Origin of the sequence: Agromyces lapidis, assembly GCF_009749405.1 — a bacterium.
In the GTDB taxonomy this organism is placed as follows: Bacteria; Actinomycetota; Actinomycetes; order Actinomycetales; family Microbacteriaceae; genus Agromyces; species Agromyces lapidis.
Genome location: NZ_WBIQ01000005.1, coordinates 181,374 through 204,099 on the forward strand (window position 1 = coordinate 181,374; position 22,726 = coordinate 204,099).

At 70.9% G+C, this 22,726-nt stretch carries 21 protein-coding genes; 12 read left to right on the forward strand and 9 right to left on the reverse strand.

Features of this window, described 5'->3' with window-relative positions:
• Positions 1–10 precede the first annotated feature (10 nt).
• Positions 11–661, reverse strand: coding sequence for a nucleotide exchange factor GrpE (locus tag GQQ93_RS07785; protein ID WP_157423676.1), 651 nt, complete (start codon positions 659–661; stop codon positions 11–13).
• A gap of 2 nt (positions 662–663) precedes the next feature.
• The gene (gene dnaK / locus GQQ93_RS07790) at positions 664–2,532 is read right to left on the reverse strand and encodes a molecular chaperone DnaK (RefSeq protein WP_157423677.1); all 1,869 of its coding nucleotides are present in this window, start codon (positions 2,530–2,532) and stop codon (positions 664–666) included.
• 240 nt (positions 2,533–2,772) lie between these two features.
• On the opposite strand from dnaK, the gene GQQ93_RS07795 reads away from it, so the two are divergent.
• The 4 genes from GQQ93_RS07795 (at position 2,773) to GQQ93_RS07810 (ending at position 5,958) form a co-directional block, all read left to right on the forward strand.
• Positions 2,773–3,975: a GTP pyrophosphokinase gene (locus tag GQQ93_RS07795; protein WP_157423678.1), complete on the forward strand. Its 1,203-nt coding sequence runs from the start codon at positions 2,773–2,775 to the stop codon at positions 3,973–3,975.
• A gap of 45 nt (positions 3,976–4,020) precedes the next feature.
• Positions 4,021–4,455, forward strand: coding sequence for a pyridoxamine 5'-phosphate oxidase family protein (locus GQQ93_RS07800; protein WP_157423679.1), 435 nt, complete (start codon positions 4,021–4,023; stop codon positions 4,453–4,455).
• Between the two features lie 74 nt (positions 4,456–4,529).
• The gene (locus tag GQQ93_RS07805) at positions 4,530–5,105 is read left to right on the forward strand and encodes a hypothetical protein (RefSeq protein WP_157423680.1); all 576 of its coding nucleotides are present in this window, start codon (positions 4,530–4,532) and stop codon (positions 5,103–5,105) included.
• Between the two features lie 94 nt (positions 5,106–5,199).
• A complete protein-coding gene (locus GQQ93_RS07810; RefSeq protein WP_157423681.1) occupies positions 5,200–5,958 on the forward strand; it encodes a sulfite exporter TauE/SafE family protein in 759 nt (252 codons plus the stop codon).
• Here the strand turns inward: GQQ93_RS07810 and GQQ93_RS07815 are convergent.
• Positions 5,945–6,568, reverse strand: a complete 624-nt coding sequence (locus GQQ93_RS07815) for a TOPRIM nucleotidyl transferase/hydrolase domain-containing protein (protein WP_157423682.1) — start codon at positions 6,566–6,568, stop codon at positions 5,945–5,947. The genes GQQ93_RS07810 and GQQ93_RS07815 overlap by 14 nt on opposite strands.
• Positions 6,569–6,688: 120 nt before the next feature.
• On the opposite strand from GQQ93_RS07815, the gene GQQ93_RS07820 reads away from it, so the two are divergent.
• The 4 genes from GQQ93_RS07820 (at position 6,689) to GQQ93_RS07835 (ending at position 11,606) form a co-directional block, all read left to right on the forward strand.
• Positions 6,689–8,203, forward strand: a complete 1,515-nt coding sequence (locus tag GQQ93_RS07820) for a M1 family metallopeptidase (RefSeq protein WP_157423909.1) — start codon at positions 6,689–6,691, stop codon at positions 8,201–8,203.
• Positions 8,204–8,234: 31 nt separating this feature from the next.
• Complete coding sequence (locus GQQ93_RS07825; RefSeq protein WP_157423683.1) at positions 8,235–8,912, forward strand: class I SAM-dependent methyltransferase; 678 nt, start codon at positions 8,235–8,237, stop codon at positions 8,910–8,912.
• Between the two features lie 204 nt (positions 8,913–9,116).
• Complete coding sequence (locus tag GQQ93_RS07830; protein ID WP_246192180.1) at positions 9,117–10,034, forward strand: serine protein kinase RIO; 918 nt, start codon at positions 9,117–9,119, stop codon at positions 10,032–10,034.
• Positions 10,035–10,178: 144 nt separating this feature from the next.
• Complete coding sequence (locus tag GQQ93_RS07835; RefSeq protein ID WP_212277281.1) at positions 10,179–11,606, forward strand: MFS transporter; 1,428 nt, start codon at positions 10,179–10,181, stop codon at positions 11,604–11,606.
• 27 nt (positions 11,607–11,633) lie between these two features.
• On the opposite strand, the gene GQQ93_RS07840 is transcribed toward GQQ93_RS07835, so the two are convergent.
• Complete coding sequence (locus GQQ93_RS07840) at positions 11,634–12,242, reverse strand: MarR family winged helix-turn-helix transcriptional regulator (RefSeq protein ID WP_157423684.1); 609 nt, start codon at positions 12,240–12,242, stop codon at positions 11,634–11,636.
• Positions 12,243–12,390: 148 nt separating this feature from the next.
• On the opposite strand from GQQ93_RS07840, the gene GQQ93_RS07845 reads away from it, so the two are divergent.
• Together GQQ93_RS07845 and GQQ93_RS07850 are read left to right on the forward strand one after the other, a co-directional pair.
• Positions 12,391–13,089 carry a MarR family winged helix-turn-helix transcriptional regulator gene (locus GQQ93_RS07845; protein ID WP_157423685.1) on the forward strand — a complete coding sequence of 233 codons (699 nt, stop codon included), beginning with the start codon at positions 12,391–12,393 and terminating at the stop codon, positions 13,087–13,089.
• Positions 13,090–13,297: 208 nt separating this feature from the next.
• Positions 13,298–15,190, forward strand: a complete 1,893-nt coding sequence (locus GQQ93_RS07850; protein WP_170296152.1) for a vWA domain-containing protein — start codon at positions 13,298–13,300, stop codon at positions 15,188–15,190.
• 127 nt (positions 15,191–15,317) lie between these two features.
• Here GQQ93_RS07850 and GQQ93_RS07855 read toward each other — a convergent pair whose 3' ends face one another.
• From GQQ93_RS07855 to GQQ93_RS07870, 4 genes are all read right to left on the reverse strand, one after another.
• Positions 15,318–16,115, reverse strand: a complete 798-nt coding sequence (locus GQQ93_RS07855) for an ABC transporter permease (protein ID WP_157423687.1) — start codon at positions 16,113–16,115, stop codon at positions 15,318–15,320.
• Between the two features lie 11 nt (positions 16,116–16,126).
• Entirely contained in the window at positions 16,127–17,059 is a 933-nt protein-coding gene (locus tag GQQ93_RS07860) for an ABC transporter permease (RefSeq protein WP_157423688.1), read from the reverse strand.
• Between the two features lie 70 nt (positions 17,060–17,129).
• The gene (locus GQQ93_RS07865; protein ID WP_246192182.1) at positions 17,130–18,314 is read right to left on the reverse strand and encodes an ABC transporter substrate-binding protein; all 1,185 of its coding nucleotides are present in this window, start codon (positions 18,312–18,314) and stop codon (positions 17,130–17,132) included.
• 41 nt (positions 18,315–18,355) lie between these two features.
• Complete coding sequence (locus GQQ93_RS07870; protein ID WP_157423689.1) at positions 18,356–19,450, reverse strand: ABC transporter ATP-binding protein; 1,095 nt, start codon at positions 19,448–19,450, stop codon at positions 18,356–18,358.
• A gap of 146 nt (positions 19,451–19,596) precedes the next feature.
• On the opposite strand from GQQ93_RS07870, the gene GQQ93_RS07875 reads away from it, so the two are divergent.
• A complete protein-coding gene (locus GQQ93_RS07875) occupies positions 19,597–20,358 on the forward strand; it encodes a FadR/GntR family transcriptional regulator (RefSeq protein WP_170296153.1) in 762 nt (253 codons plus the stop codon).
• A gap of 133 nt (positions 20,359–20,491) precedes the next feature.
• Positions 20,492–21,292 carry a cache domain-containing protein gene (locus tag GQQ93_RS07880; protein WP_157423691.1) on the forward strand — a complete coding sequence of 267 codons (801 nt, stop codon included), beginning with the start codon at positions 20,492–20,494 and terminating at the stop codon, positions 21,290–21,292.
• A gap of 21 nt (positions 21,293–21,313) precedes the next feature.
• Here GQQ93_RS07880 and GQQ93_RS07885 read toward each other — a convergent pair whose 3' ends face one another.
• The gene (locus GQQ93_RS07885; RefSeq protein WP_157423692.1) at positions 21,314–22,546 is read right to left on the reverse strand and encodes a glycosyltransferase; all 1,233 of its coding nucleotides are present in this window, start codon (positions 22,544–22,546) and stop codon (positions 21,314–21,316) included.
• Positions 22,547–22,726 lie beyond the last annotated feature (180 nt).

The window sequence follows — 22,726 nt, forward strand, 5'->3', positions numbered from 1 at the left end:
CGGCGGTTCGCTACGCCGACGGTGTCGTGACGACGACCTTCGCGACGCGCAGCTGCACGCCGCCCAGCGTGTAGCCGGTCTCGACGACGTCGGCGACCGTGTCGACCTCGACCTCGTCGCTCGGCTGCTGGAAGATCGCCTCGTGGCGCTGCGGGTCGAACGGCTCGCCGACCTCGCCGAACGCGGCGAGCCCGAGCTTCTCGACGGCGCCACGGAGCTTCGCGGCGATCGTCGCGAAGGCGGTGTCGCCCTCGAGGTCGCCGTGCTTCTCGGCGCGGTCGAGGTCGTCGAGCACGGGCAGCAGCACGGACACGGCCGCACCGACCGCGCGCTCGCGCTCGATCTCACGGTTCGCCTCGGTGCGCTTGCGGTAGTTCGCGTACTCGGCGGTGACCCGCTTGAGGTCGGCGAGGTGCTCGTCGCTCGGGTCCTGGACCTCGGCGTTCGCCGCGTTCAGGATGTCGTCGACCGTGAGTTCGGTCTCGTCGTCGAACGAATCGGATGCCTCGGCGCCCGAGCCGTTCGAACCGCCCGTCTCGGGGGCGCCCGCTTCGGGCGCCCCGTCGGCGGCCGGCTGCCGAACCGCACCCGTCTCGGGGTCGATGCGACGCTTGTCGCGGATCACCGGCTCCTCGTGGTTCTGGTTCTGCTCGTCGGTCATGATTACTTCTTCTCGTCCTCGTCGTCGACGACCTCGGCGTCCACGACGTCCTCATCGGAGGACTCGTCGGAGGCCTGGCCGGTCGCCGAGGCGTCCTCGCCGGCGGCGGAGGCATCCGCCTGCGACTGGGCGTAGATCGCCTCGCCGAGCTTGGTCTGCGACTGCGACAGCTTCTCGAACGCGGTCTTGACCGCGTCGTCGTCGTCGCCCGCGAGTGCCGACTTCAGCGCGTCGACGTCGCCCTGCACCTCGGACTTGACGTCGTCGGGGAGCTTGTCGTCGTTGTCCTTGATGAGCTTCTCGACCGAGTAGGCGAGCTGCTCGGCGGAGTTGCGGGTCTCGGCCGACTCGCGACGCGCCTTGTCTTCGGCGGCGTGCTCCTCGGCTTCGCGCACCATGCGGTCGATGTCGTCCTTCGGAAGGCTCGAGCCGCCCGAGATCGTCATCGACTGCTCCTTGCCGGTGCCCTTGTCCTTGGCGGACACGTGCACGATGCCGTTGGCGTCGATGTCGAAGGTGACCTCGATCTGCGGGATGCCACGGGGCGCGGGTGCGATTCCGGTCAGCTCGAAGGTGCCGAGCGCCTTGTTGTCGCGGGTGAAGTCGCGCTCGCCCTGGAAGACCTGGATCGCGACCGACGGCTGGTTGTCGTCGGCGGTCGTGAAGGTCTCGCTGCGCTTGGTCGGGATGGCCGTGTTGCGCTCGATGAGCTTGGTCATGATGCCGCCCTTGGTCTCGATGCCGAGGCTGAGGGGGGTGACGTCGATGAGCAGCACGTCCTTGCGCTCGCCCTTGAGGACGCCCGCCTGGAGGGCCGCGCCGACGGCGACGACCTCATCGGGGTTGACGCCCTTGTTGGGCTCCTGGCCGGTCTCCTTCTTGACGAGCTCGGAGACGGCCGGCATGCGGGTCGAGCCGCCGACGAGCACGACGTGCGCCACGTCGGAGAGCTTGATGCCCGCCTCGCGGATGACGTCTTCGAAGGGCTTCTTCGTGCGGTCGAGCAGGTCGCTCGTCATGTTCTCGAACTCGGCGCGCGTGAGCGTCTCGTCGAGGTTCGCGGGACCGTTCTCGGTGAGCGAGAGGTAGGGCAGCTGGATGGAGGTCTTCAGGTTCGAGGACAGCTCCTTCTTGGCCTGCTCCGCCGCCTCCTTCAGGCGCTGCTTGGCGATCTTGTCGTTCGCGACGTCGACGCCGGTCGAGTCCTTGAACTTCTTGACGAGCCAGTCGACGATGCGCTGGTCCCAGTCGTCGCCGCCGAGGCGGTTGTCGCCGGCGGTCGCGCGAACCTGGATCGTCGAGAAGTCGTCGTCCTTGCCCACCTCGAGGAGGGAGACGTCGAAGGTGCCGCCACCGAGGTCGAAGACGAGGATGAGCTCGTCCTCCTTGCCCTTGTCGAGGCCGTACGCGAGGGCGGCGGCCGTGGGCTCGTTGATGATGCGGAGGACGTTGAGGCCCGCGATCTCGCCGGCCTCCTTCGTGGCCTGGCGCTCGGCGTCGTTGAAGTACGCGGGCACGGTGATGACCGCGTCGGTGACGGTGTCGCCGAGGTACTGCTCGGCGTCGCGCTTGAGCTTCTGGAGGATACGGGCCGAGATCTCCTGCGGCGTGTACTTCTTGCCGTCGATCTCGTCGGTCTTCCAGTCGGTGCCCATGTGGCGCTTGACCGAAGCGATGGTGCGGTCGACGTTGGTGACGGCCTGGCGCTTCGCGGTCTCGCCGACGAGCACCTCGCCGTCCTTGGTGAATGCGACCACCGACGGGGTGGTGCGGAAGCCCTCGGCGTTCGCGATGACGACGGGCTCGCCGCCTTCGAGGACCGAGACGACCGAGTTGGTGGTACCGAGGTCGATTCCTACTGCACGTGACATGTGTTTCTCTCCTTCTCCCCTCCCGCCGGTCGAGCAGGCGCGCAGCGCCGTATCGAGACCCTTGCGAGGGATACCGGTTCGGCCTTCCTGGCCCGCAACCGAAGTCAGATGCGTCAAGACTTGAGCCTTGACGACTCAAGCCTCCCAGTGCCGAATGAACGTGTCAAGTCGAGACCGTGAAACTTGAGTGCACTTGACTCAACTCACGGCTGGCGTTCAGTATTCCACTAACCTGCCGGTGTGGACGCACGCGACCAGGACGAACGACTCGTCGCCGCCGAGCTCGCCCGGTACGACCGCGAGCTGCGACGGTACCGTCGCCTGCGCAGTCGCATCGAGGCCGACTTCGCGCGCCGCCTCGACGCGGCCGGTTTCCGGTACTTCCAGGTCACCGCGCGGGTGAAGTCCCGCGAATCGTTCGAGCGCAAGGTGCGCCGCGCGCCCGACCGGGAGGTGCGCGACATCCTGGGCGTTCGCGTGATCGCGCACTTCGAAGGCGACCTCGCCGCCATGGAGCAGGTCGTCCGCGAGGCGCTCATCGTCGACGACGACTCCTGGGTCGACAAGTCCGAGCTGCTCCCGATCGATGCGTTCGGCTACCGGTCGGTGCAGTTCGTCGGACAGATCCCCGGTTCGTCCGACTCGGGCGGCGGTGCTGCCGACCCTGCCGGAGACGCCGGCTCCGGCGACGCCGAGATCGATGCACCGCTGGTCGAGGTGCAGCTGCGCACCGCCCTGTCCGACACCTGGTCCGAGCTCGAGCACGACTTCCGCTACAAGTCCGCGCGTCAACTCCCCCGCGAGGTCGACCGCCTCTTCGCCCTGTCTGCGGCGCTCCTCGAGCAGGCCGACGGCAACCTCGACCAGATCCGCCTGCAGGTGGAGGAGGCGCGCACGGCCGGCCCGGCCACCCGCGGCGACGGCGGCGGCGAGCGCGGCTACATCGGCCGGTTCATCCAGTACGACGGCGACTCCCGCACCCTCGACCAGATCGTGACCGCCGCGCTCGACGTGCCGTTCGGCATCGTGACCGGCGCGGGCCGCGAGCTGCGCAGCGTCGTGCGCGCCGCCGGCTGGCACAGGTACGAGGCGCTCGTCGACGGCTTCGGCGAGTTCTCCGAGCTCGGGCGCCGGCTCGCGATCGCGTGCGCGTCGACGAGCCACGACCTCCTCCTGGCCGATGCCGAGCCCCAGCGCCCTGCGCGCGCGTTCCGCGGGATCGGCACCTACTGGACCGCGCTGGCGGCGGCGCTGCTCGGGGGCGAACCGATCCGCGAGAGCCGCGTCCCCGACGGGCGCCTCGCCGAGTACCGGGTGGTCGCGGCGTACCTGTACGCGAACCCGGATGCCTCGGCCCTCGGTGTGCGCAGTCGATACGGCGCGATCGCGGCGCCGGTCGGCACGCTCGACGATGCAGGGTTCCGGCCGATCGACCTCGGCTGAGCCGCGCCCCTTCCCGACTTCCGGCGAAGCGAGGAGAATCGAGGCATGGACGAGACCGAAGAGGACCGTACTCCGACACGATCGCTCACCGAGGCGGACTGCTGGGAGCGGCTCGCTCGTGCACCGTACGGACGCATCGCGATGGCCGCCGGCGGCGAGGTCGACATCTTCGCCGTGAACCACGTCGTCGACACGAGCGGACCGGGCGGGCCGGTCATCGTGTTCCGCACCGCGGCGGGCACGAAGCTGCTCGAGCTCACGATCCGGCACGGCGTGGCCTTCCAGATCGACGGGTTCAGCGACACCGAGGCGTTCAGCGTCGTCGTCAAGGGCACCGCCGAGGAGTTCGACCACGAGCGCGAGATCGAGGCCGCCGAGGCCCTCGGCATCACCCCGTGGGCGCCCGAGTCGAAGGATCGCTGGGTGCGGATCACCCCGACCGAGGTGCATGGCCGCGAGTTCGACCGGGCGACCACGTGAGTCGGCCATGAGGCGATGCGCATCAGGGCGCTCCCCGATGCAGGCGACTCCGGTCGACGCATAGACTCCGGCGCATGCGTGCTTCCCTGCAGAGCCTCATCGTCGCCGCCGCCTCCCTGCTCGTCGTGGCCGGGCTGAGCGCCTGCACCGCTGCAGGCGCACCCGACGGCTCGGCGGAGCCCACCGCCGCGCCCACTGCGGCGCCGACGACCTCGGCGAGCGCGACACCGACCGACTCCCCGGCACCGACCTCCGTCGCCGTCACCTGCGACACCGTCCTCGCCCCCGAGGCGTACGCGCAGCTCGAGAGCGACGGGCTCACACCCCGCGATCCGATCGCGCACACCGAGTTCATGGGCGCGATGCTCGACGCCGGCGCACTCGGCTGCCGCTGGGGCAAAGAGGCGACCGACCTCTCGCTGGATGTCGCGCGACTGACCGTCGACGACGCCACCTGGCCCGAATGGGAGGTCGCGCTCACCGCGGCGGGCTACACCTTGACCGACGACCCCGTCCCCGGTGCATACACGGGGCCGGTCGACCCCGGCACCGGCCTGAGCCCCGTCGTCGTCAAGACCGACGACGCGATCGTCTACGTCGGTGCGCCCGTCTTCGCGGGCTGGATCGCCTCGCCCGACGAGAGCGAGTGAGCCGGGCCGGCGCACGCTCGGACGTCACACGGCGCGGCCGGAGGCATCCGGCCTGATTGAATCGTCGGATGCGCCGAATCACCGTGACCGCCCGATGAACCCGCTCGAGTTCGCCGCCCTCGTGCTCGGCGGCATCGTCGCCGGCGGCATCAACTCGGTGGTCGGGTCGGGTTCGCTCGTGACCTTCCCGATCCTGCTCGCGTTCGGCTACCCGCCCGTGCTTGCGAACGTCACGAACAACGTGGGCGTGCTGCCCGCCTCGCTCGTCGCCACGTTCGCGGGGCGTTCCGAGTTCCGCGGCGAGTGGCGCCGCCTCGGCGTCTTCCTGTGCTTCTCCGCGGTGGGCGGCGTGACCGGCGCACTCCTGCTGCTGCAGCTGCCGAGTGAGGCGTTCGACATGATCGTGCCGGCGCTCATCGTGCTGGCGCTGCTGCTCGTCGTCTTCGGACCGCGGATCAAGCGGTGGACGACCCGGCTGCACGGCCAGGCCGAGCACCACGACCATCCCGTCGCGACGATGGCGGTCGCCGGGCTCACGGCCGTCTACGGCGGCTACTTCGGGGCGGCGCAGGGCGTGCTGCTGCTGGCGCTGCTCTCGATCACGATGGCCGGATCGCTCGTTCGTGCGAACGCGTACAAGAACGCGATGGCCGCGACCGCGAACCTCGTCGCCGCGATCGTGTTCGTCGCCGTCACCGAGGTCGCCTGGCTCGCAGCGCTCGCGATCGCGGTCGGTGCGTTCGTCGGCGGGGCGCTCGGCGGTCGCTACGGCCGGTACATCCCGCAGACGGCGTACCGAACCGTGATCGTCGTGATCGGGCTCGCGGCGCTCGCTTACTTCATGGTGCGGTAGGCCCGGGCGGCGCGACCCCGACCGCCGCGACGACGAGGGTCGCCATCGCGGCCGGGATGCGCGCCTCCTCGAGCGCGCCGACGAGGATCGGCGCGAACTGCGCCTTGCGACCCGCGTGGGTGCCCATGAAGCGGTGGAGTTGCGCGTCGAGCGCGCGCCCGCGCTGGAACGGCTGCCGTTGGAAGGTTCGGAACCGCGCCAGTTCGCCCTGGTCGGCGAGCAGCTCCTCGACCCGGGCGGGACCGAGCGCGCGGATCAACTCGCCCTCGAGGTCGGGCTCGCACGAGTAGAACCCGCGTTCGTCGAGCGGTGCGCCCGTGCCTCCGAGCCCGGCGCCGTCGACGGCGCGGCGCACGTACGCGGTCTCGGCCGCATCGAAGAGGCCGAGCACGCGGCGGTGCGGACGGCCCGCGGGCCCGGTCTGCGCCTCTGCCGCGAGCGCGGCGAGGTGGTGGTGCAGGTTGGTCACGCCGTGCATCGGGACGACGGCGACGTCGGCCGCCGCGAGGTCGGCGCCGAGGCGCACGGCGAGCGCCTCGAGGGCGAGGCGGTCGCTCTCGCCCTCGACGAGCACGACGGTGGATGCCTCGGCGATGACCACGTCCCGCATGGTGCGACCCTACTCCGCACGCCCGGCGCGCCTCCTGCTCGGGTCTACCGGCGGTGAGCGCGCGCGTCTAGAGTTCAGCACGTACGCAGGCCGGACGATGACGGAGAACTCGTGAACAGGATGCGGGCACGACTGCTCGGCGGCGCGACCGTCGCGGCACTGGCGTTCGGCGGTCTCGGCGCGATCGGCGCCGCCGCAGCCCCGAAGGGGCCGGGGCCCCGGTACACGGCGGGCGCCACCGGCGCCGGCGACGCGTACTTCCCGTTCGCGGGCAACGGCGGCTACGACGTGCGGCACTACGACCTCGACCTCGACTACACCCCGCCCGAGCCCGAGCCCGCACCCCTCGAGGGCGAGCTGCACGGCACCGCGACGATCGACCTCGTCGCGACCCAGGACCTCGACCGCTTCAACCTCGACCTCCGCGGCATGGAGGTCGAGTCCCTCACCGTGAACGGCAAGCGCGCGGCCGCCGTCGCGCCGCCCGCACCCGGTGCCGCCGTCGACGGTGCCGCGTACTGGCACGTGCAGGACGACGAGGCGCGCGTCTGGGAGCTCACGGTGCAGCCCCGGCCGAAGCTCAAGGCGGGCCAGCACGCGCAGGTGGTGATCGAGTACGGCGGTGTCACGACGCGACCCGAGGACATCGAGGCGGCGCTGTACGGATGGGTGACGACGCGCGATGGCGCGATCGTCGCCAGCGAGCCCGACGGCTCGATGACCTGGTATCCCGTCAGCGACCACCAGACCGACAAGGCGAGCTACAGCTTCGCGATCACCGTGCCCGAGGGCAAGGTCGCCGTCGCCAACGGAATACAGCCGAGGCCAGAGGAGACGGCCGACGGCCTGACCACCTGGTACTGGGATGCGCCCGACCAGCAGGCCAGCTACCTCACGACCGCCTCGGTCGGCGACTTCGAGCTCCGCGAGGCGACCTTCTCGGCGAGCGGGGTGCCCATCATCGACGCGGTCGATCGAAACCTCTCGCCCGCCCGTCTCGCCACGACCAACGCGAGCCTCGCCCGGCAGGCCGCGATGATCGACTTCTTCGAGAGCCGCTTCGGACCGTACCCGTTCACTGCGTTCGGCTCGATCGTCGACGACGACTCCGTCGGCTACGCCCTCGAGACCCAGACCCGTCCGGTGTACTCCAGCCAGGCCGGTCAGGGAACCGTCGCGCACGAGCTGGCGCATCAGTGGTTCGGCGATGCCGTGAGCCCCGAGCGCTGGCAGGACATCTGGCTCAACGAGGGCTGGGCGACGTACGCGACCTGGATGTGGACCGAGCAGAACGGCGGCGCCACCGCGCAGCAGAGCTACAACACCTGGTACGACACCCCGCGGGCGGCCTCGTACTGGCAGCTGCAGATCGGCGACCCGGGGCCGCTCGGGCTGTTCGCCACGCAGGTCTACAACCGCGGCGCCGGCACCCTGCACGCGCTCCGCGTCGAGGTCGGCGACGAGGCGTTCTTCGCGGGCGCCCGGCTCTGGCTCGAGCGCTACGACGACTCCGCGGCGACCGCCGACGATTTCCAGGCCGTCTACGAGGAGGTCTCGGGCGAAGACCTCGACGACTTCTTCGAGATCTGGCTCTTCGACCAGGTCAAGCCGCCGGCGACCTGGCGGCTGCCGTAGTCGCCTCGGCCGCCGGACCTACGATGACGGGATGACCCGCGCTTCCGTGCCCGCCACCGCACCCGAGCCCGGCAGCGCCGCCGACGTCGTGCGCTCGTGGGACGCGCGCGCCGACCACTACCTCGAGCTGTTCCGCGACGAGCTCGAGGGCAAACCGCACGACCTCGCGCTGCTCGCCGACTTCGCCCGCCGCCTCGGCGAGGGCGCGCGCGTGCTCGACGTCGGGTGCGGGCCGTGCGGGCACGTCGCGGCCGCGCTCGACGCGCACGGGCTCGACGTCACCGGCCTCGACCTCTCACCGCGGTGCATCGAGCTCGCCCGTCGGGAACGGCCCGGGCTGCGATTCGAGCTCGGCGACCAGCGCGCGCTCGACCTCGACGCCCTCGGCGGTCCGTTCGACGGGATCGTCTCGAACTACTCGCTGCACGACCAGCCGAAGGCGCTGCTGCCGGGAACGTTCGCCGCATGGGCCGCCGCGCTGAACCCGGGCGGCCGCCTGCTCGTCGTGGCGAAGGAGGGCGATGCCGACGGCGTGGTCGCCGACCCGCTCGGCTCCGGCATCGCCGTGTACTGGGCCGAGGTCACCGCCGCAGAGCTCGCCGAAGCAGCCGAGGCGGCGGGGTTCACGGTCGAGCGACTCGCCGATCGCGCACCCTACGAGCAGGAGATCGCGTCGCAGCGGCTGTACCTCGAGGCATCCCTGCCCTGAGAATCGGGTCTGGACGTCGGCCGCCGCGCGCCCTAGACTTCCCAAGCCGCGTGCATCGCGCGGAATCGGGTCCGGAGCGTCCGGCTGAAGGAGAGGAGACGACCATGGCTGTCTTCGTCATGCACCTCGACATCCCTTCATCCTGCGAGGCCCTCAGCCGCTAGTCGCGGCCCGGTGGCCTCCGCAATCTTCGGAGAAACCACCTTGCATCTCATCTCGTCACTCGACGAATCCGCTGTCGTGCGCTCGATCGTCACCGCACGCGACGCATCCACGCCCCTCACGACCCCGCGCTTCGACGCGGGCGACCTCGCCTTCCTCGACGCGGAACCCGGCGAGGGCCAACGCTGGTCGACCTGGCCGGCGACCACTCCCTCCGAGCGCGGCCCGGCGCCGCGACCCGACTGGCTCGTGACCTCGGCCGCGGCGATCGACACCGAGCTCGGCATCGTGAAGACCGGCAAGGAAGCCGACCTCTCGCTCATCGAACGCGCCGTGCCGGGCGCCGACCCGCAGGTCGCCGGCAACTCGGTGCTGCTCGCGGCCAAACGGTACCGCGGCACCGAGCACAGCGACTTCCACCGCTCGACCGTCTACACCGAGGGCCGAGGCACCCGTCGCAGCCGCGACGCGCGCGCCCTCGCGAAGGGCACGACCTTCGGCCGCGAGGTCGCGCGGGTGCAGTGGGCGTACGCCGAGTTCGAGGCGCTGTCGCGGCTCACCGAACTCGGCGCGGCCGTGCCGTATCCGGTGCAGGTCGGCGGCACCGAGGTGCTCATGGAGTTCATCGGCGACGGCCGCGTCGCAGCGCCCCGGCTCGCGCAGGTGCGGGCGACGCCCGACGAACTGCGCGAGCTGTTCCACCAGATCGTCGGCTTCATGCACACGCTCGCCGCGGCGGGGCTCGCGCATGGCGACCTCTCGCCGTACAACCTGCTCGTGCACGAGGGGCGGGTGGTCGCGATCGATCTGCCCCAGGTCGTCGACCTCGTCTCGAACCCGCAGGGCTTCGACCTGTTGCACCGCGACTGCGTCAACGTGTGCTCGTGGTTCACGCGGCAGCGGCTCGAGTGCGACCCCGAAGAGCTGTTCGGCGAGCTCGTCGGCATGGTCGCGATGTGAGCGCCGGCGGCGCGCGGGCGAGCGAGGCGACGTCGTGGATGCCTCGCCGCCCTGCGGCGCGGTAGTGTGCAACTCGATCGACGCGGATCGGCCCCCGGTGCGCGTCGTCACCACCCGTTCACCGGATGCCGGGAGACTGCCCCCATGACCGACCCGACCGAGCACGGCGCGAACGACGCGTACGGCGCCGTCAGCGTTCCGCCCGCCACCGCCGACAGCGGCGCCATCCGCGTGATGGGGCTGCAGCGGCAGGAGGGGCGCAAGGTGCCGCGCCGCCAGGTCGTCTCGTGGGCGCTCTGGGACTGGGCGACGCAGCCGTTCAACTCGGTGATCCTCACCTTCGTCTTCACCGCGATCTACCTCACGAGCGGCACCTTCCTCGATCCGGCGGTCGCTGCGCTCGGCGAGGACGATCCCGCCTACGAACGCGGACTCGCCGAGCTCGCCTCGAGCCTCGGTTGGGCGATCACGATCGCCGGCATCCTCATCGCCGTGCTCGCGCCCGTGCTCGGCCAGCGCGCCGACGTCGCGGGCCGCCGCAAGGTCTGGCTCGGCGGCGCGACCGCCGCGCTCGTCGCGTGCATGCTCGCGCTGTTCTTCGTCGAGGGCTCGCCCGCGTACTTCGTGCTCGGCATCTCGCTCATCGCGGCGGGCACGGTCTTCAGCGAGATCGCGGGCGTCAACTACAACGCGATGCTCGTGCAGGTCTCGACCCCGAAGACGGTCGGCAAGGTGTCGGGCCTCGGCTGGGGCCTCGGCTACATCGGCGGCATCGTGGCGCTCGTGCTCGTGGTCGTGGCGACGAGCTTCGACTGGTGGGGCATGCCGACCGACAACGGTCTCGCCTTCCGGGTGATCGCGGTCGGCTGCGCCATCTGGACCGTGATCTTCGCGTGGCCCGTGCTCGTCTACGTACCCGAGGCGCCGCCCGCACCGCGCGGCGAGCGGGTCTCGTTCTGGCGCAGCTACGTCGTGCTCGCGAAGGACATCACGGCGCTCTGGCGCGACTCGCGTCCGACGTTCTGGTTCCTGCTTGCGAGCGCGGTGTTCCGCGACGGACTCGCTGGCGTGTTCGCCTTCGGCGCGGTGATCGCCGCGGTCGCGTTCCATTTCAGCTCGAACGAGGTCATGATCTTCGGCATCGCGGCGAACCTGCTCGCGGGTGTCTCGACGATCGTCGCAGGCCGCTTCGACGACCGGTTCGGTCCGCGCGCCGTCATCCTCACCGCGCTCGGCGGCCTGATCGTGGCCGGAATGCTGGTCTTCTTCCTGCACGACTCGGGCAAGCTCGTCTTCTGGATCTTCGGCCTCGTGCTCACCCTGTTCGTGGGGCCTGCGCAGGCGGCGTCGCGGTCGTTCCTCGCCCGGGTCACGCCCGCCGGCCGCGAGAGCGAGATCTTCGGCCTCTACGCGACGACGGGGCGCGCGGCGAGCTTCCTCTCGCCGATGCTCTGGGCCCTCTTCATCGCGCTGTTCGGCGCGACCTACTGGGGTGTGCTCGGCATCGTGCTCGTGATCGCGGCGGGCTTCGTGCTCATGCTCTACGTGAAGGTGCCCGAAGCGCAGCGCTGAGCGGCGCCCGGCCCGCTGCCCACGTGATCAGTCGCGCGGCCAGGCGGCGACGAAGCGGGTGAGCAGCCGGGCGAACTCGGCGGACTCCTCGGGGCTGAACCCGGCGAGCGCGGTCTCGACGGCGCCGCGGCGGGTGTCGCGGGCGCCGGCGAGCACGCGCCGGCCGGCTGCGGTGAGCACGATCGCGCTGCGGCGCGCGTCGGCCGGGTCGATCTCGCGGCGGGCGTGCCCCGCCTCGACGGCGGCCTGCACGAGCCGGCTCGCGCGAGGCTGGTCGACGCCGATCGCCTCGGCGAGCTGCCCGACCGACGGCGGCTGCGGCGCCGCCTCGAGCGCGTCGAGCAGCCGGAAGCGCGCCGCTTGCGCGAGCCCCGGACCGCCTCGGCCTCGGCGATGAGGCCGGCCCGCGGCATCCGCTTCGTGCTCGTGCGCGTGGTCGTGGTGCCCGTGGTGGTCGCCGTGCGGGCCGTGCCCGTGGTGCGGCCCGCCGCGCTCGCCGCGGCGCTGCAGCCGGCGGCGACCCGCGTCGCGTCGCATCGCGACGAGCGCCGCCTCGACGGCGGCGACCGGGTCGGATGCCTCGGGGTCGCCCGCAGCTGGGTGTTCGCCGGGAGGGACTTGACGGCCGTCATTCATGTATGTCATTGTACATATACATGTCATGCGACATGCAATCGACCGGAGTCTCCGACCGCCCGCTCCATCGGCGCGGAGGAACTCGCAGCACCGGCGCGCCGCCAGAGCCGCCGACCCCGACGCGCGTCGCGTCACGAAAGGAACCACCATGACCTCCCCTGAGAACACGCAGCACCCCACCCCCGCCCAGCGCCCCATCGGCTACTGGCTCCGCGTCGTCGACCGCAAGCTCGACGACGCCATGCTCGAGCTCTTCGCCGACGAAGGCATCACCCGACGCGACTGGCGACGGCTCAACGTCATCGCCGGCACCGTCGACGACGCGCGCCTGCGCGACAAGATCGCCGCGCACCCCGACCGCCTCGCACCCCTGGTCGAGCGCGGCTGGGTCACGGACGAGCCCGACGCACCGCGCCTCACCGAGGAGGGCGAGGCGTCGTACGCTGCGCTCCTCGAGCGCGTCACCGCGCTGCGCTCGCGTGTCGCGGGCTCCGTGACGCCCGAGGACTTCCAGACCACCCTCGACTCCCTCGAGGCGATCGCCCGCGAACTCGGCTGGTCCGAGGGCGAGCGGATGCCCCGGCACCACCGCCGCGGCGAGAAGCACCGCGGTCGCGGGCACGAGCACGGGCACGGACACGGGCACCACGAGCACGGGCACGAGCACGGGCACCACGGGCACGGGCACCGCGGGCACGGGCACCGCGACTTCAACGGTCACCCGCACGAGCACCACCAGCACCCTCGACACGAGCACCACCACCGCCCTGCCCGCGGCGACCTCGGCCACGGCGCCCCGTGCGCCCATCCGCAGCGCTTCGCCGACCACCAGGGCCCCTGCCGGTGACCTGATCTCGACCACGCCAGGGGAGCCGCTGAGAATACCCGTTGGCTCATGGGCCGCCGCAGGATAGTATCGCCTGACCCCCTACCACCCCAGGACGCATGATGCCCGAAGCATTCGTCATCTGCACGCCGACGCCGGCCCCCCGTCCGGCATGGGCGCGCCCCCGAACCGGCCCCGCACCGCTGCACGGTGCGCGAGGTCGCCGGCCGTGAGCGCCGACGGCACGCCGCGCCGCGATCGATCGCATCGGCGGCATCGACGGCGCCGGGTGTGGGTGATCGCCGCCGCCTCCGTCGTGATGGTGCTGCTCGGCGGCGGCGTCGCGACCGCGGTCGTGCTCACCGGCCAGGGCGGTGCGGTCGGTTCGACGCCGACCGCCTCGATGACCGCGGAGCCCGGCATCTTCCCCTCCGACCACCCGTCGGCCCACGACGGCAAGAAGCCGTGCATCTCGCTCAACGTGCTCTCGTCGTACGAGAACGCCGAGCTGGCGACCCGCCTCGTCGACGGCTACAACGCGCAGCCGCGCAGCGTCGAAGGACGCTGCGTCGACGCCGTCGCGACGAAGGCGGTCTCGGGCACGGCCGCGACCGACGCGGCGGGCGGCTTCCCCGGCGTCGCCGCCGACGACAAGCCGACCGTCTGGCTGCCCGATGCGAGCTCCTGGCTCGCCGTCGCGCAAGACGCGGGCGGGGCCGAGAACGTGCCCACCGAGGGCACGAGCATCGGCTCCTCGGCGATCGTGCTCGCGATGCCCCAGCCGCTCGCCGACGCGATCGGCTGGAGCGAGACGCCCCCGAGCTGGAACGACGTGTTCAACGCCGCACGTGACGAGGCCACCTGGAGCTGGATGGACCACCCCGAGTGGGGCACCTTCAAGCTCGGCAAGACGAGCCCGCTCATGGCGAGCTCGGGCCAGGCCGCCATGCTCGCCGAATTCGGCGCCGAAGCGGGGAGTCTGGCCGAGCTCACCACGAGCCAGATCCATGACACCGAGGTGACGAACGCCGTCCGGCAGGACGAGCTCGCCACCAGCCACTACATGGCCACGCCCGAACGCTTCCTCGCCCAGGCTCGCGCGTCCGAGAAGCAGGGTTCGATCGCCGACTTCCTCTCGGCGGTCATCGTCGACGAGAAGACGGTCTGGGACTACAACCGCGGCATCACGAGCTCCGACGGCGTGAGCCGCGCCGAATCGACCCCGCCCGGCGAGCAGCTCGTGCCGATCTATCCGAGCGACGGGTACTACGTCGCTGACAACCCCCTCACCGTGCTCAACGGCCCGTGGGTCGACGCAGCCGAGAAGGAGGCGGCACGCGACCTCCTGCAGTTCGCGGGCACGAAGCAGGGCCAGCAGATCGTGCGCGCTTCCGGCCACCACGACCTGAACGGTGCGCTCGATCCCATCGTCAGCGAGGTCGGGCGCCTGCCCCAGCGTCCGTCGGGCGCTCTCCCCTTCCCGGGCCGCGAGGTGCTCGCCGCGATCGACAGCACTTTCCCCGACGTGCGCAAGCGCGCCCAGGTACTGTTCCTCGTCGACGTATCGGGCTCCATGGAGGAGAAGATCCCGACCGGCGAGACCAAGCTCGCCGCGGCCAAGCAGGCGATAGAGAAGGCGCTCGGCCACTTCTCGAAGGGCGACAACATCGGCCTCGCCGCGTTCAGCGCCGTCGACGACGGGCCGGTCACCCCTGGTCTCGTGAGCCCCGTCGCCGATGCACGAACCGACCGCACGAAGTTCCTCGACGCGCTCGGCGCTCTCCAACCCGTCGAGTTCACGCCCCTGTACACGGCGATCGAGACGTTCGCGAAGCAGCGCGGCGAAGACTGGGACCCTGAGCGCATCAACGCGATCGTGCTCCTGAGCGACGGCAAGAACGAGACGCTCGGGCCGAGCCCGACCTCGAAGAAGCAGATGCTCGCGGGCCTCGAGCGGCTGCGCGACGACACCCCCGTGCTCGTCTTCACGCTCGCGTACGGCGCCAACGCCGACACCAAGACCCTCCGCGAGATCTCGACGGCCACGGGCGCGCAGTTCTACGACGCGACCGACCCGACGAAGCTCACGGCCGTGCTGGGCGACCTCGTCACGAGCTTCTGACCGACGAGGAGGCGGTTTCGCGGCCTGGCATCCGATGCGTATCAGGTGATCGGAAGCTGCTCAGGACGCGTTCCCCCTGCTCGTCCTGAGCAGCTTCCGACCCCCTGAGTCGGTACCGACGGATGCCTCAGCGCCGCTGCTCCTCCCCCGAGAGCCGCTGGGCGATGTAGATCGGGATGATCGAGACGAGCACGAGCACGACCGCGATCACCGAGACGATCGGCGCCTGGTTCGGCCGGAACATGTTGTTCAGGATGAAGATCGGCAGCGTCGTCACCCCCGATCCGGCGGTGAACGTCGTCACGATGATCTCATCGAAGCTCAATGCGAACGCGAGCAGGCCGCCCGCGAGCAGCGCCGAGCGCAGCTGCGGGAAGGTGACGAGCCGGAACGTCGTCCAGACGCCGGCGCCGAGGTCGGCCGACGCCTCCTCGAGGTTGAGGCCGAGGCGGCGCAGCCGCGCGATCACGTTGTTGAAGACGGTCACGATGCAGAACGTCGCGTGGGCGATCACGACCGTCCAGATCGAGAGCGGCACCCCCATGATCGTGCGGAAGAAGTTGTTGAGCGCGATACCGGTGATGATGCCGGGCAGGGCGATCGGCAGGATCACGAGCAGGCTGATCGCCTCGCGTCCGAAGAACTCGAACCGCTGGAGCGCGAGCGAGATGAGCGTGCCGAGCACGAGCGAGACGGCCGTCGCGACGAGCGCGACGACGATGCTCGTGCCGACCGCGTCGAGGGCGCCGGCGCTCTGGAACGCCTTGCCCCACCACTCGAGCGTGAAGCCCGGCGGCGGCCACGTGAGCGAGGTCGACGTCGAGAACGAGTTCACGAGCACGACGAGGAGGGGCACGTAGACGACCACCAGGATGACCGTGGTGATGACGCCGAGGGTGATGCGGAAAGGCCGCGACAGTCGCATGCGTTCGCCCCTTAGAGGTTGTCGAGGGCGCCGGTGCGACGCACGAGGAAGAGGTAGCCGAAGATGATCACGATCGGGATGAGCGCGATGGCCGACGCGAGCGGGAGGTTGTTCGCCGCGCCGACGTTCGTGTAGACGAGGTTTCCGAGCATCTGGCTCGCACCGCCGACGATGTTGACCGTGATGTAGTCGCCGAGCGAGAGCGAGAAGCTGAAGATCGTGCCCGCGATGATCGCCGGCAGCACGAGCGGGAACACCACGTGCCTGAGGGTGGGCCAGGTGCGTCCACCGAGGTCGGAGGAGGCCTCGAGCAGGGAGTCGGGCACGCGCTCGAGCCCGGCGTAGATGGGCAGGATCACGTACGGCAGCCAGAGGTACGACAGGGTGATGATCGTCGCCGGGAGGCCGTAGCCGATGGTCTCGCCGCCGAACGGCGCGACGAGCCACTCGAGGATCCCGTCCTGCGAGAGCACCGAGCGCCACGCGTACGCCTTGACGAGGTAGCTGGCCCACAGCGGCGTCAGCACCATGATGAGCAGCACCCGCCGCATGCGCGGCGTGGCGACCTTCGCCATGAAGAAGGCGATCGGCAGCGCGAGGGCGACGTCGATGAGCGTGACGGCGAGGGCCACGCCGACCGTGCGCACCGTGACCGTCTGGTACAGCGAGCCCGTCAGCACCTCGATGATGTTGTCGAGCGTGAACTCGGTCGTGATGTCGCCCGTGAAGCTGTCGACCGACCAGAACGCGGTGACGAGCAGCAGCACGAGCGCCACGATGTAGACGATGCCGAGCCAGAACAGCGGGGCGCTGAGCAGCAGGGCGAGGCGCGTGCGCGGGTGGGTGCTGAGGAAGACGGAGGCCGCGCGCGCGGGGGTCCGCCGCGGGCGCGGGACCGATGGGCGCGCCGGTGCGGGCGCGGTGACCCGGGTGTTCGTCGTCATGCGTGTCCTGTCGTCTCGTACGGAGGGTGGGGCGGCCCGGCAGTCGGGCCGCCCCGTCGGTCGGGCTGCGTCAGCCCTTGATCTCCTGCCAGGCCGCGGTCCAGGCCGCGTAGTCGGTGCACTGCACGTCGGTGCGCCCGTCGATGCAGTCCTCGATCGGCGTGGTCCAGTACCAGATCTGCGACGCGTAGTCCTCGTCGCCCGCGTGGTAGGCCTCGCAGTCGTCGCGGAAGTCGCACGCGGCGTCGCTCGAGGGCGCCTCGCCGAAGTACGCGGTGGCGGCGGCGTTCGCCTCGGGGCTCGCGATGTAGTCGAGCCACGCGTAAGCGCAGTTCGGGTTCTTCGCCTGCGACGAGATCATCCAGGTGTCCGACCATCCGGTGGCGCCCTCCTCGGGCAGGGTGACCGCGGTCGCGGCGCCCTCGGACTCGAGCACGTTCTGGATGACCTGCCAGCTCGTGCCGACGACCGAGTCGCCGGTCTGGAACGCCTGGATCTCCTTCAGGTAGTCCGACCAGTACTCGCCGACGTTCTCGCGCTGCTGCTTGAGGAGGTCGACGGCGGCCGCGAGCTGCTCCTCGTCGAGCGAGTAGGGGTTCTCGATGCCGAGGTCGGGCTGGTGCGCCATGAGGTACATCGCGGCGTCGGCGATGTAGATCGGCGAGTCGTACGCGGTGACCTTGCCCGCGTAGTCGCCCGACTTGTCGAACACGACGTCCCACGAGGTGGGCTCGGCGGTGAACACGTCGGTGCTGTACATCAGCAGGTTGGCGCCGTAGCCGTGCGGCACGCCGTAGTTGACCCCGTCGACGGTGTTCCAGTCGCGGTCCTTGAGGAAGTCGTAGATCCCGTCGTAGTTCTCGAGGAGGTCGGTGTTGACGGGGGCGACGTCGCCGCCCGCGACGAGCCGGAGCGAGGCGTCGCCCGAGGCCGAGACCACGTCGTAGTCGCCCGTCTTCATGAGGTTGAGGGCCTCGTCCGAGGTGCCGAAGGTCTTGGTGGTGACCTCGCAGCCGGTCTCCTCCTCGAAGGGCGTGACCCAGTCGACGTTCGGGTCGTTCGAGCCGTCCTCCACGTAGCCGGGCCACGCCAGGATCGAGATCTGGCCCTCGGTCTCGCCGAGCTCGGTCGCGGCGTCGCCGCTCGTGTCGCCGCCGCCTCCGCCGCCCGAGGTGCCGCAGGCGGTGAGCAGCGCGACCGAGGCGATCGCGAGTCCGACGGTCGCGCCTCGTCGCGCGTTCCGCATTCGCATCATGGTTCTCTCCTGTTTCTCTTGGTGGTGCAGTTCGGGATGCCTCAACCGGCCGTGCCGGGGAGCATGGCGCCGATCGAGGCGGTCGGCGTCGGGTTCTGGGGGCCGACGGCGGTGCCGTCGACCGCGACGACGTCGCCGTCGTGCCACGAGACGACGACCCGGTCGCCGTGCTCGTCGTCGTGCACCCGGCCGCGGACGTTCTGCTCGAGGACGCTCACGCGGGGGCCGGCGTCGAGGTCGACGACGAGCCGCACGCCGCTGCCGAGGTAGATCGCCTCGACGACGGTGCCGGCGGCGTTCCGCACGCCGTCGCCGTGCTGCACCTCGGCGCTGACCGTCATCTTCTCGGGGCGCAGCGAGTGGTGGCCCTCGCGCTCGAGCAGCGCGAGCGAGTGCTCGGGGTCGAAGAGGTTCGAGGTGCCGACGAAGTCGGCGACGAAGCGCGAGACGGGCCGCTCGTAGAGCTCGGCCGGCGTGCCGAGCTGCTCGATGCGGCCGGCGTTGAAGACGGCGATGCGGTCCGAGAGGGTGAGCGCCTCCTCCTGGTCGTGCGTGACGAAGATGAAGGTGATGCCGAGCTCGCGCTGGATCTGCTTGAGCTCGACCTGCATCTGCTCGCGGAGCTTCAGGTCGAGGGCGCCGAGCGGCTCGTCGAGGAGGAGCACCTTCGGCTGCACGACGGTGGCGCGGGCGAGCGCGACGCGCTGGCGCTGGCCGCCCGAGAGCTGCGAGGGCTTGCGGTCGGCCATCTGCTCGAGCCGCACGCTCGCGAGCGCGCGGCGGGCCCGCTCGTTGCGCTCCTTCTTGCCGAGGCCGCGCACCCGCAGGCCGTAGGCCACGTTGTCGAGCACGCTCATGTGCGGGAACAGCGCGTAGTCCTGGAACACCGTGTTCACGTCGCGGTCGAACGGGGCGCGCTTCGTGACATCCTCGCCGAAGAGCTCGATGACGCCGCCCGTCGGCTGCTCGAATCCGGCGATGAGTCGCAGCACCGTGGTCTTGCCCGAGCCCGAGGGGCCGAGCATCGAGAAGAACTCGCCCGCGGCGATCTCGAGGTCGACGTGGTCGACGGCGGTGACGGCGCCGAACTCCTTCGTGAGCCCGGTGAGCCGGATCGCCGGCTGCGCTTGGGTCATGACATCTCCTTCGATGCTGACGACGTTCAAACATCTGGTTCCAGATGTTCGTCAGTTCCAAATCATATGACTCCAGATGTAAATGTCCAGACCCCCGTGTTACGGTCATGTCACAGATCCGAAGCGACACGTGCACAGGAGGTCGGATGCCGCAGGCCACCAGCCGCGCCGATGCCACCCACGCCGTCGTGTTCTCACCGCTCGACGGCGCGGGCCGCGCCGAGCTCGTCGAGCAGCGGCTGACCGATGCGATCGTCGCCGGCGTGCTCCGCGACGGCGAGCGGCTGCCGAGCGAATCCGAGCTCGCCAAGCGCCTCGGCGTCGCCGTCGTCACCGCGCGCGAGGCCCTCGTCGCACTGCGCGACAAGGGGCTCGTGCTCACCCGACGCGGCCGCGACGGCGGCAGCTTCGTGACGCACGACCGCGATGCCGCGGTGCGGATGCTCGACGAACGGGTGCGCGCGCTGAGCCGCATCGAACTGCGCGATCTCTCGCTGCACTACGCCGCGATCGCCGGCATGGCGGCCGAGGTCGCCGCCGACCGGGCCAGCGACGACGACCTCGCGAGCCTCGCCGACATCGACGCCCGAGCCGACCTCATGTCTGCTGGCGGCGCCCGGCGCGCGATCGGGCGGTTCCAGCTCGAGATCGCCGCGGTCAGCCAGTCGCCCCGCCTCGTGCACGAGGAGTTGCGACTGCAAGCCGAGGCCGGGCCGTTGCTCTGGCTGTGCATGCGCGAACAGGCGTATCGTGACCGCAGCAGGAAGACGAGGCTCGATGTGATCCAGGCGATCCGCTCGGTCGATCCCGCCGACGCGCGCCGGGCCACGACCGCCCACATCGAATCGGCCGTCGAGTGGCTCATCGACGAGAAGGTCCGCCTCGAGACCCCGGCTCCCCTGCCGTAGCGACGGCGATCCGGCGGCACCGCGTTCGACCACCCTCCCCCGACGCTCGACGCCCCTCCTTCTCCTCAGTCCCGTTCTCCAGTCCCCCGTCCCCTGCTCCCGTTCCACCTCCCCCACAGAAAGGACCGAGGCCATGACCGTCACCGTCGACGTCTCCGCGCTGCAGATCGCTGCGCGCATCGCCTCGACCATCGATCCCGTCTTCACGATGATCGATCGCTGGCGCGACCGCATCGAAGCCGAGCTCCTGGCCGTCGCGACACCCAGCGCCGCTCGGCTCGACCCGCGCATCGCCCAACTCGTCGGCCCCGCACTCGAGGCTCCCGGCAGCCTCATCACGGGTGCCGGGTTCGTCGCCGCGCCGGGCTACCTGGCCGACGCGCCCTGGCACCTCGCGTGGTGGCTCAGCGGCGCGAACACCTTCGGTGCCGGCGAAGGGCAGGGCCTGCGCCGGCTCGATGCGGTGAGCGACCCCGACGCCGAGCAGTTCCGCGACTACACGGTGCTCGAGTGGTGGCGGGTGCCCGCCCGCACCGGCACCCGTCACCTCACCGGCCCCTACGTCGACTACCTCTGCACCGACGACTACACGGTGACCATCACCACCCCCGTGCGCGCCGCGGGCGAGATGGCCGGCGTCGTCGGCACCGACCTGTACGTCGCGAGTCTCGAACGCGAGCTGCTGCCGGTCGTGCGCGAGTCGGGGTATCCGTGCACCCTGGTGAACGCGTCGGGCCGCATCGTCACCTCGACCGACTCGCACCGCGCCACCGGCGCGCTGCTCCGCCTCGACGGGCTCGGCGAGGCGCTCGCGCCGCTGCGCGAGCGCGAAGGCGGTGCACCGGCGGATGCCACGGCGCTGCCGGGTGGCGGGGCGCTCGTGCCGTGCGGCGACACCTCGCTGGCGCTCGTGCTCGAGAACCTGCGCGACTGAGGCGCTGACGGGTTCGGGCGGTCACCCGCCCGCGACGACCGCCTGCTCGATCAGCCGTGCAGTGGCGGCCGCACCGTCGGCGCCGCGGTACGCCTCGCGCACCTCGTCGGCCGCGATGCGGATCGCCGGGTCGTCGAGCACGCGCCGCACCGCGGCCGTGAACTCGGGCCGACCCACGTGCTTCGGCGGTACGGCGATCGCGTTGCCGCGACGCTCGCAACTGCGCACGTGCCAGGTCTGCTCGGGCTGGAGGCCCATGCCGACGAACGGCACGCCCGTCGCGCACGCGGTCTGCACAGTGCCCTGGCCGCCGTGCAGCACTGCGGCGTCGACGAGTCCGCCCAGCTCGTGCGCCGGCAGCAGCGGGGTCACGTGCACGTTCGCCGGCACGCGATCGCCGGCTTCGAGGTAGTGGCCGATCGGCGCGACGACGTTGACCGGCAGGCCGCCGAGCGCCTCGGCCGCGGCGAGCGCGAGCCTGCGGTCGGCCGACGACCCGAGCCCGAGGTAGACGAGCGGCTCGGGCGCGGCGGCGAGCTCTGCGACGATCGCGGGCATGGGCGCGTCGAGGTGCGCGAAGATCGGGCCGACGAGTTCGAAGTCCCGGGGCAGTTCGAAGCCGTCCATCTCCCACGGCATCTCGGTGATGAGGTTGCGGTCGGCGGTGAGCAGCGACGAGACGGTGCGCAGCGGCGGCACGCCGTTCGCCTTCGCGACGCTCGTGAACGCCCGCGGCGCGAGCGGGGCGGAGTTGTAGATCCACCGGAACGCGGCGGTCGCCACCCGGTCGGCGGCCCGTGCCAGTCGCCCGGCGCCGGTCACGAAGCCCATCCGCTTCGTCTGCGCGACCTGCGGGCGGGTGAGGGGGAACGGCACCGGGTAGAACAGCGGCACGCCTTCGGCCCTCGCCGAGATGAACGAGGTGAGGTTCGACCCGGTCACGACGGCCGCCGCACCGAGCTCACGGATCGTACGTCGCTCGAGCTCCACCCGCGCGCCGACGAGCTCTCGGGTGAACGGGCTCCGGAACGAGTGCCCCTGGTCGAAGGCGATCGCCTGGTCGCGCTCGGCACGGCTCCAGGCGGGCTCGCCGGCGAGGTATTCGAACCCCGCGTCGCGGATGAGGTCGACGAAGTCGGTCTCATAGCCCTGGAACACGACCCGGTGCGCCGGGTCGAGTGCCCGCGCGACCTGGATCATGCGAGTCGTCTCGGCGAGGTTGAAGGTCACGGGGCAGAACAGGATCGTCGCCATGCGAGCAGGCTAGCGGTCGCACGACGACGCACGGCGCCGATGCAGCCCGGTGTCTGCGACGACGAGGCGACGGCGACGCTCCTTCCCGCCCTGGTCGGCATCTGAGATCCGAGTCCGCCCGGGTGTTCCTCCTCCGCAGCGGGCGGCCACATGACCACATGACCACACGTTCTCCAAAGG

What these genes read in the sequence shown, in the direction of transcription:
- GQQ93_RS07785 (WP_157423676.1), bottom strand. Translation starts at nt 661, where the DNA reads ATGACCGACGAGCAGAACCAGAACCACGAGGAGCCGGTGATCCGCGAC.
- dnaK (WP_157423677.1), bottom strand. Translation starts at nt 2,532, where the DNA reads ATGTCACGTGCAGTAGGAATCGACCTCGGTACCACCAACTCGGTCGTC.
- GQQ93_RS07800 (WP_157423679.1), top strand. Translation starts at nt 4,021, where the DNA reads ATGGACGAGACCGAAGAGGACCGTACTCCGACACGATCGCTCACCGAG.
- GQQ93_RS07805 (WP_157423680.1), top strand. Translation starts at nt 4,530, where the DNA reads ATGCGTGCTTCCCTGCAGAGCCTCATCGTCGCCGCCGCCTCCCTGCTC.
- GQQ93_RS07810 (WP_157423681.1), top strand. Translation starts at nt 5,200, where the DNA reads ATGAACCCGCTCGAGTTCGCCGCCCTCGTGCTCGGCGGCATCGTCGCC.
- GQQ93_RS07815 (WP_157423682.1), bottom strand. Translation starts at nt 6,568, where the DNA reads ATGCGGGACGTGGTCATCGCCGAGGCATCCACCGTCGTGCTCGTCGAG.
- GQQ93_RS07820 (WP_157423909.1), top strand. Translation starts at nt 6,689, where the DNA reads ATGCGGGCACGACTGCTCGGCGGCGCGACCGTCGCGGCACTGGCGTTC.
- GQQ93_RS07825 (WP_157423683.1), top strand. Translation starts at nt 8,235, where the DNA reads ATGACCCGCGCTTCCGTGCCCGCCACCGCACCCGAGCCCGGCAGCGCC.
- GQQ93_RS07835 (WP_212277281.1), top strand. Translation starts at nt 10,179, where the DNA reads ATGACCGACCCGACCGAGCACGGCGCGAACGACGCGTACGGCGCCGTC.
- GQQ93_RS07840 (WP_157423684.1), bottom strand. Translation starts at nt 12,242, where the DNA reads ATGAATGACGGCCGTCAAGTCCCTCCCGGCGAACACCCAGCTGCGGGC.
- GQQ93_RS07845 (WP_157423685.1), top strand. Translation starts at nt 12,391, where the DNA reads ATGACCTCCCCTGAGAACACGCAGCACCCCACCCCCGCCCAGCGCCCC.
- GQQ93_RS07855 (WP_157423687.1), bottom strand. Translation starts at nt 16,115, where the DNA reads ATGCGACTGTCGCGGCCTTTCCGCATCACCCTCGGCGTCATCACCACG.
- GQQ93_RS07860 (WP_157423688.1), bottom strand. Translation starts at nt 17,059, where the DNA reads ATGACGACGAACACCCGGGTCACCGCGCCCGCACCGGCGCGCCCATCG.
- GQQ93_RS07865 (WP_246192182.1), bottom strand. Translation starts at nt 18,314, where the DNA reads ATGATGCGAATGCGGAACGCGCGACGAGGCGCGACCGTCGGACTCGCG.
- GQQ93_RS07870 (WP_157423689.1), bottom strand. Translation starts at nt 19,450, where the DNA reads ATGACCCAAGCGCAGCCGGCGATCCGGCTCACCGGGCTCACGAAGGAG.
- GQQ93_RS07875 (WP_170296153.1), top strand. Translation starts at nt 19,597, where the DNA reads ATGCCGCAGGCCACCAGCCGCGCCGATGCCACCCACGCCGTCGTGTTC.
- GQQ93_RS07880 (WP_157423691.1), top strand. Translation starts at nt 20,492, where the DNA reads ATGACCGTCACCGTCGACGTCTCCGCGCTGCAGATCGCTGCGCGCATC.
- GQQ93_RS07885 (WP_157423692.1), bottom strand. Translation starts at nt 22,546, where the DNA reads ATGGCGACGATCCTGTTCTGCCCCGTGACCTTCAACCTCGCCGAGACG.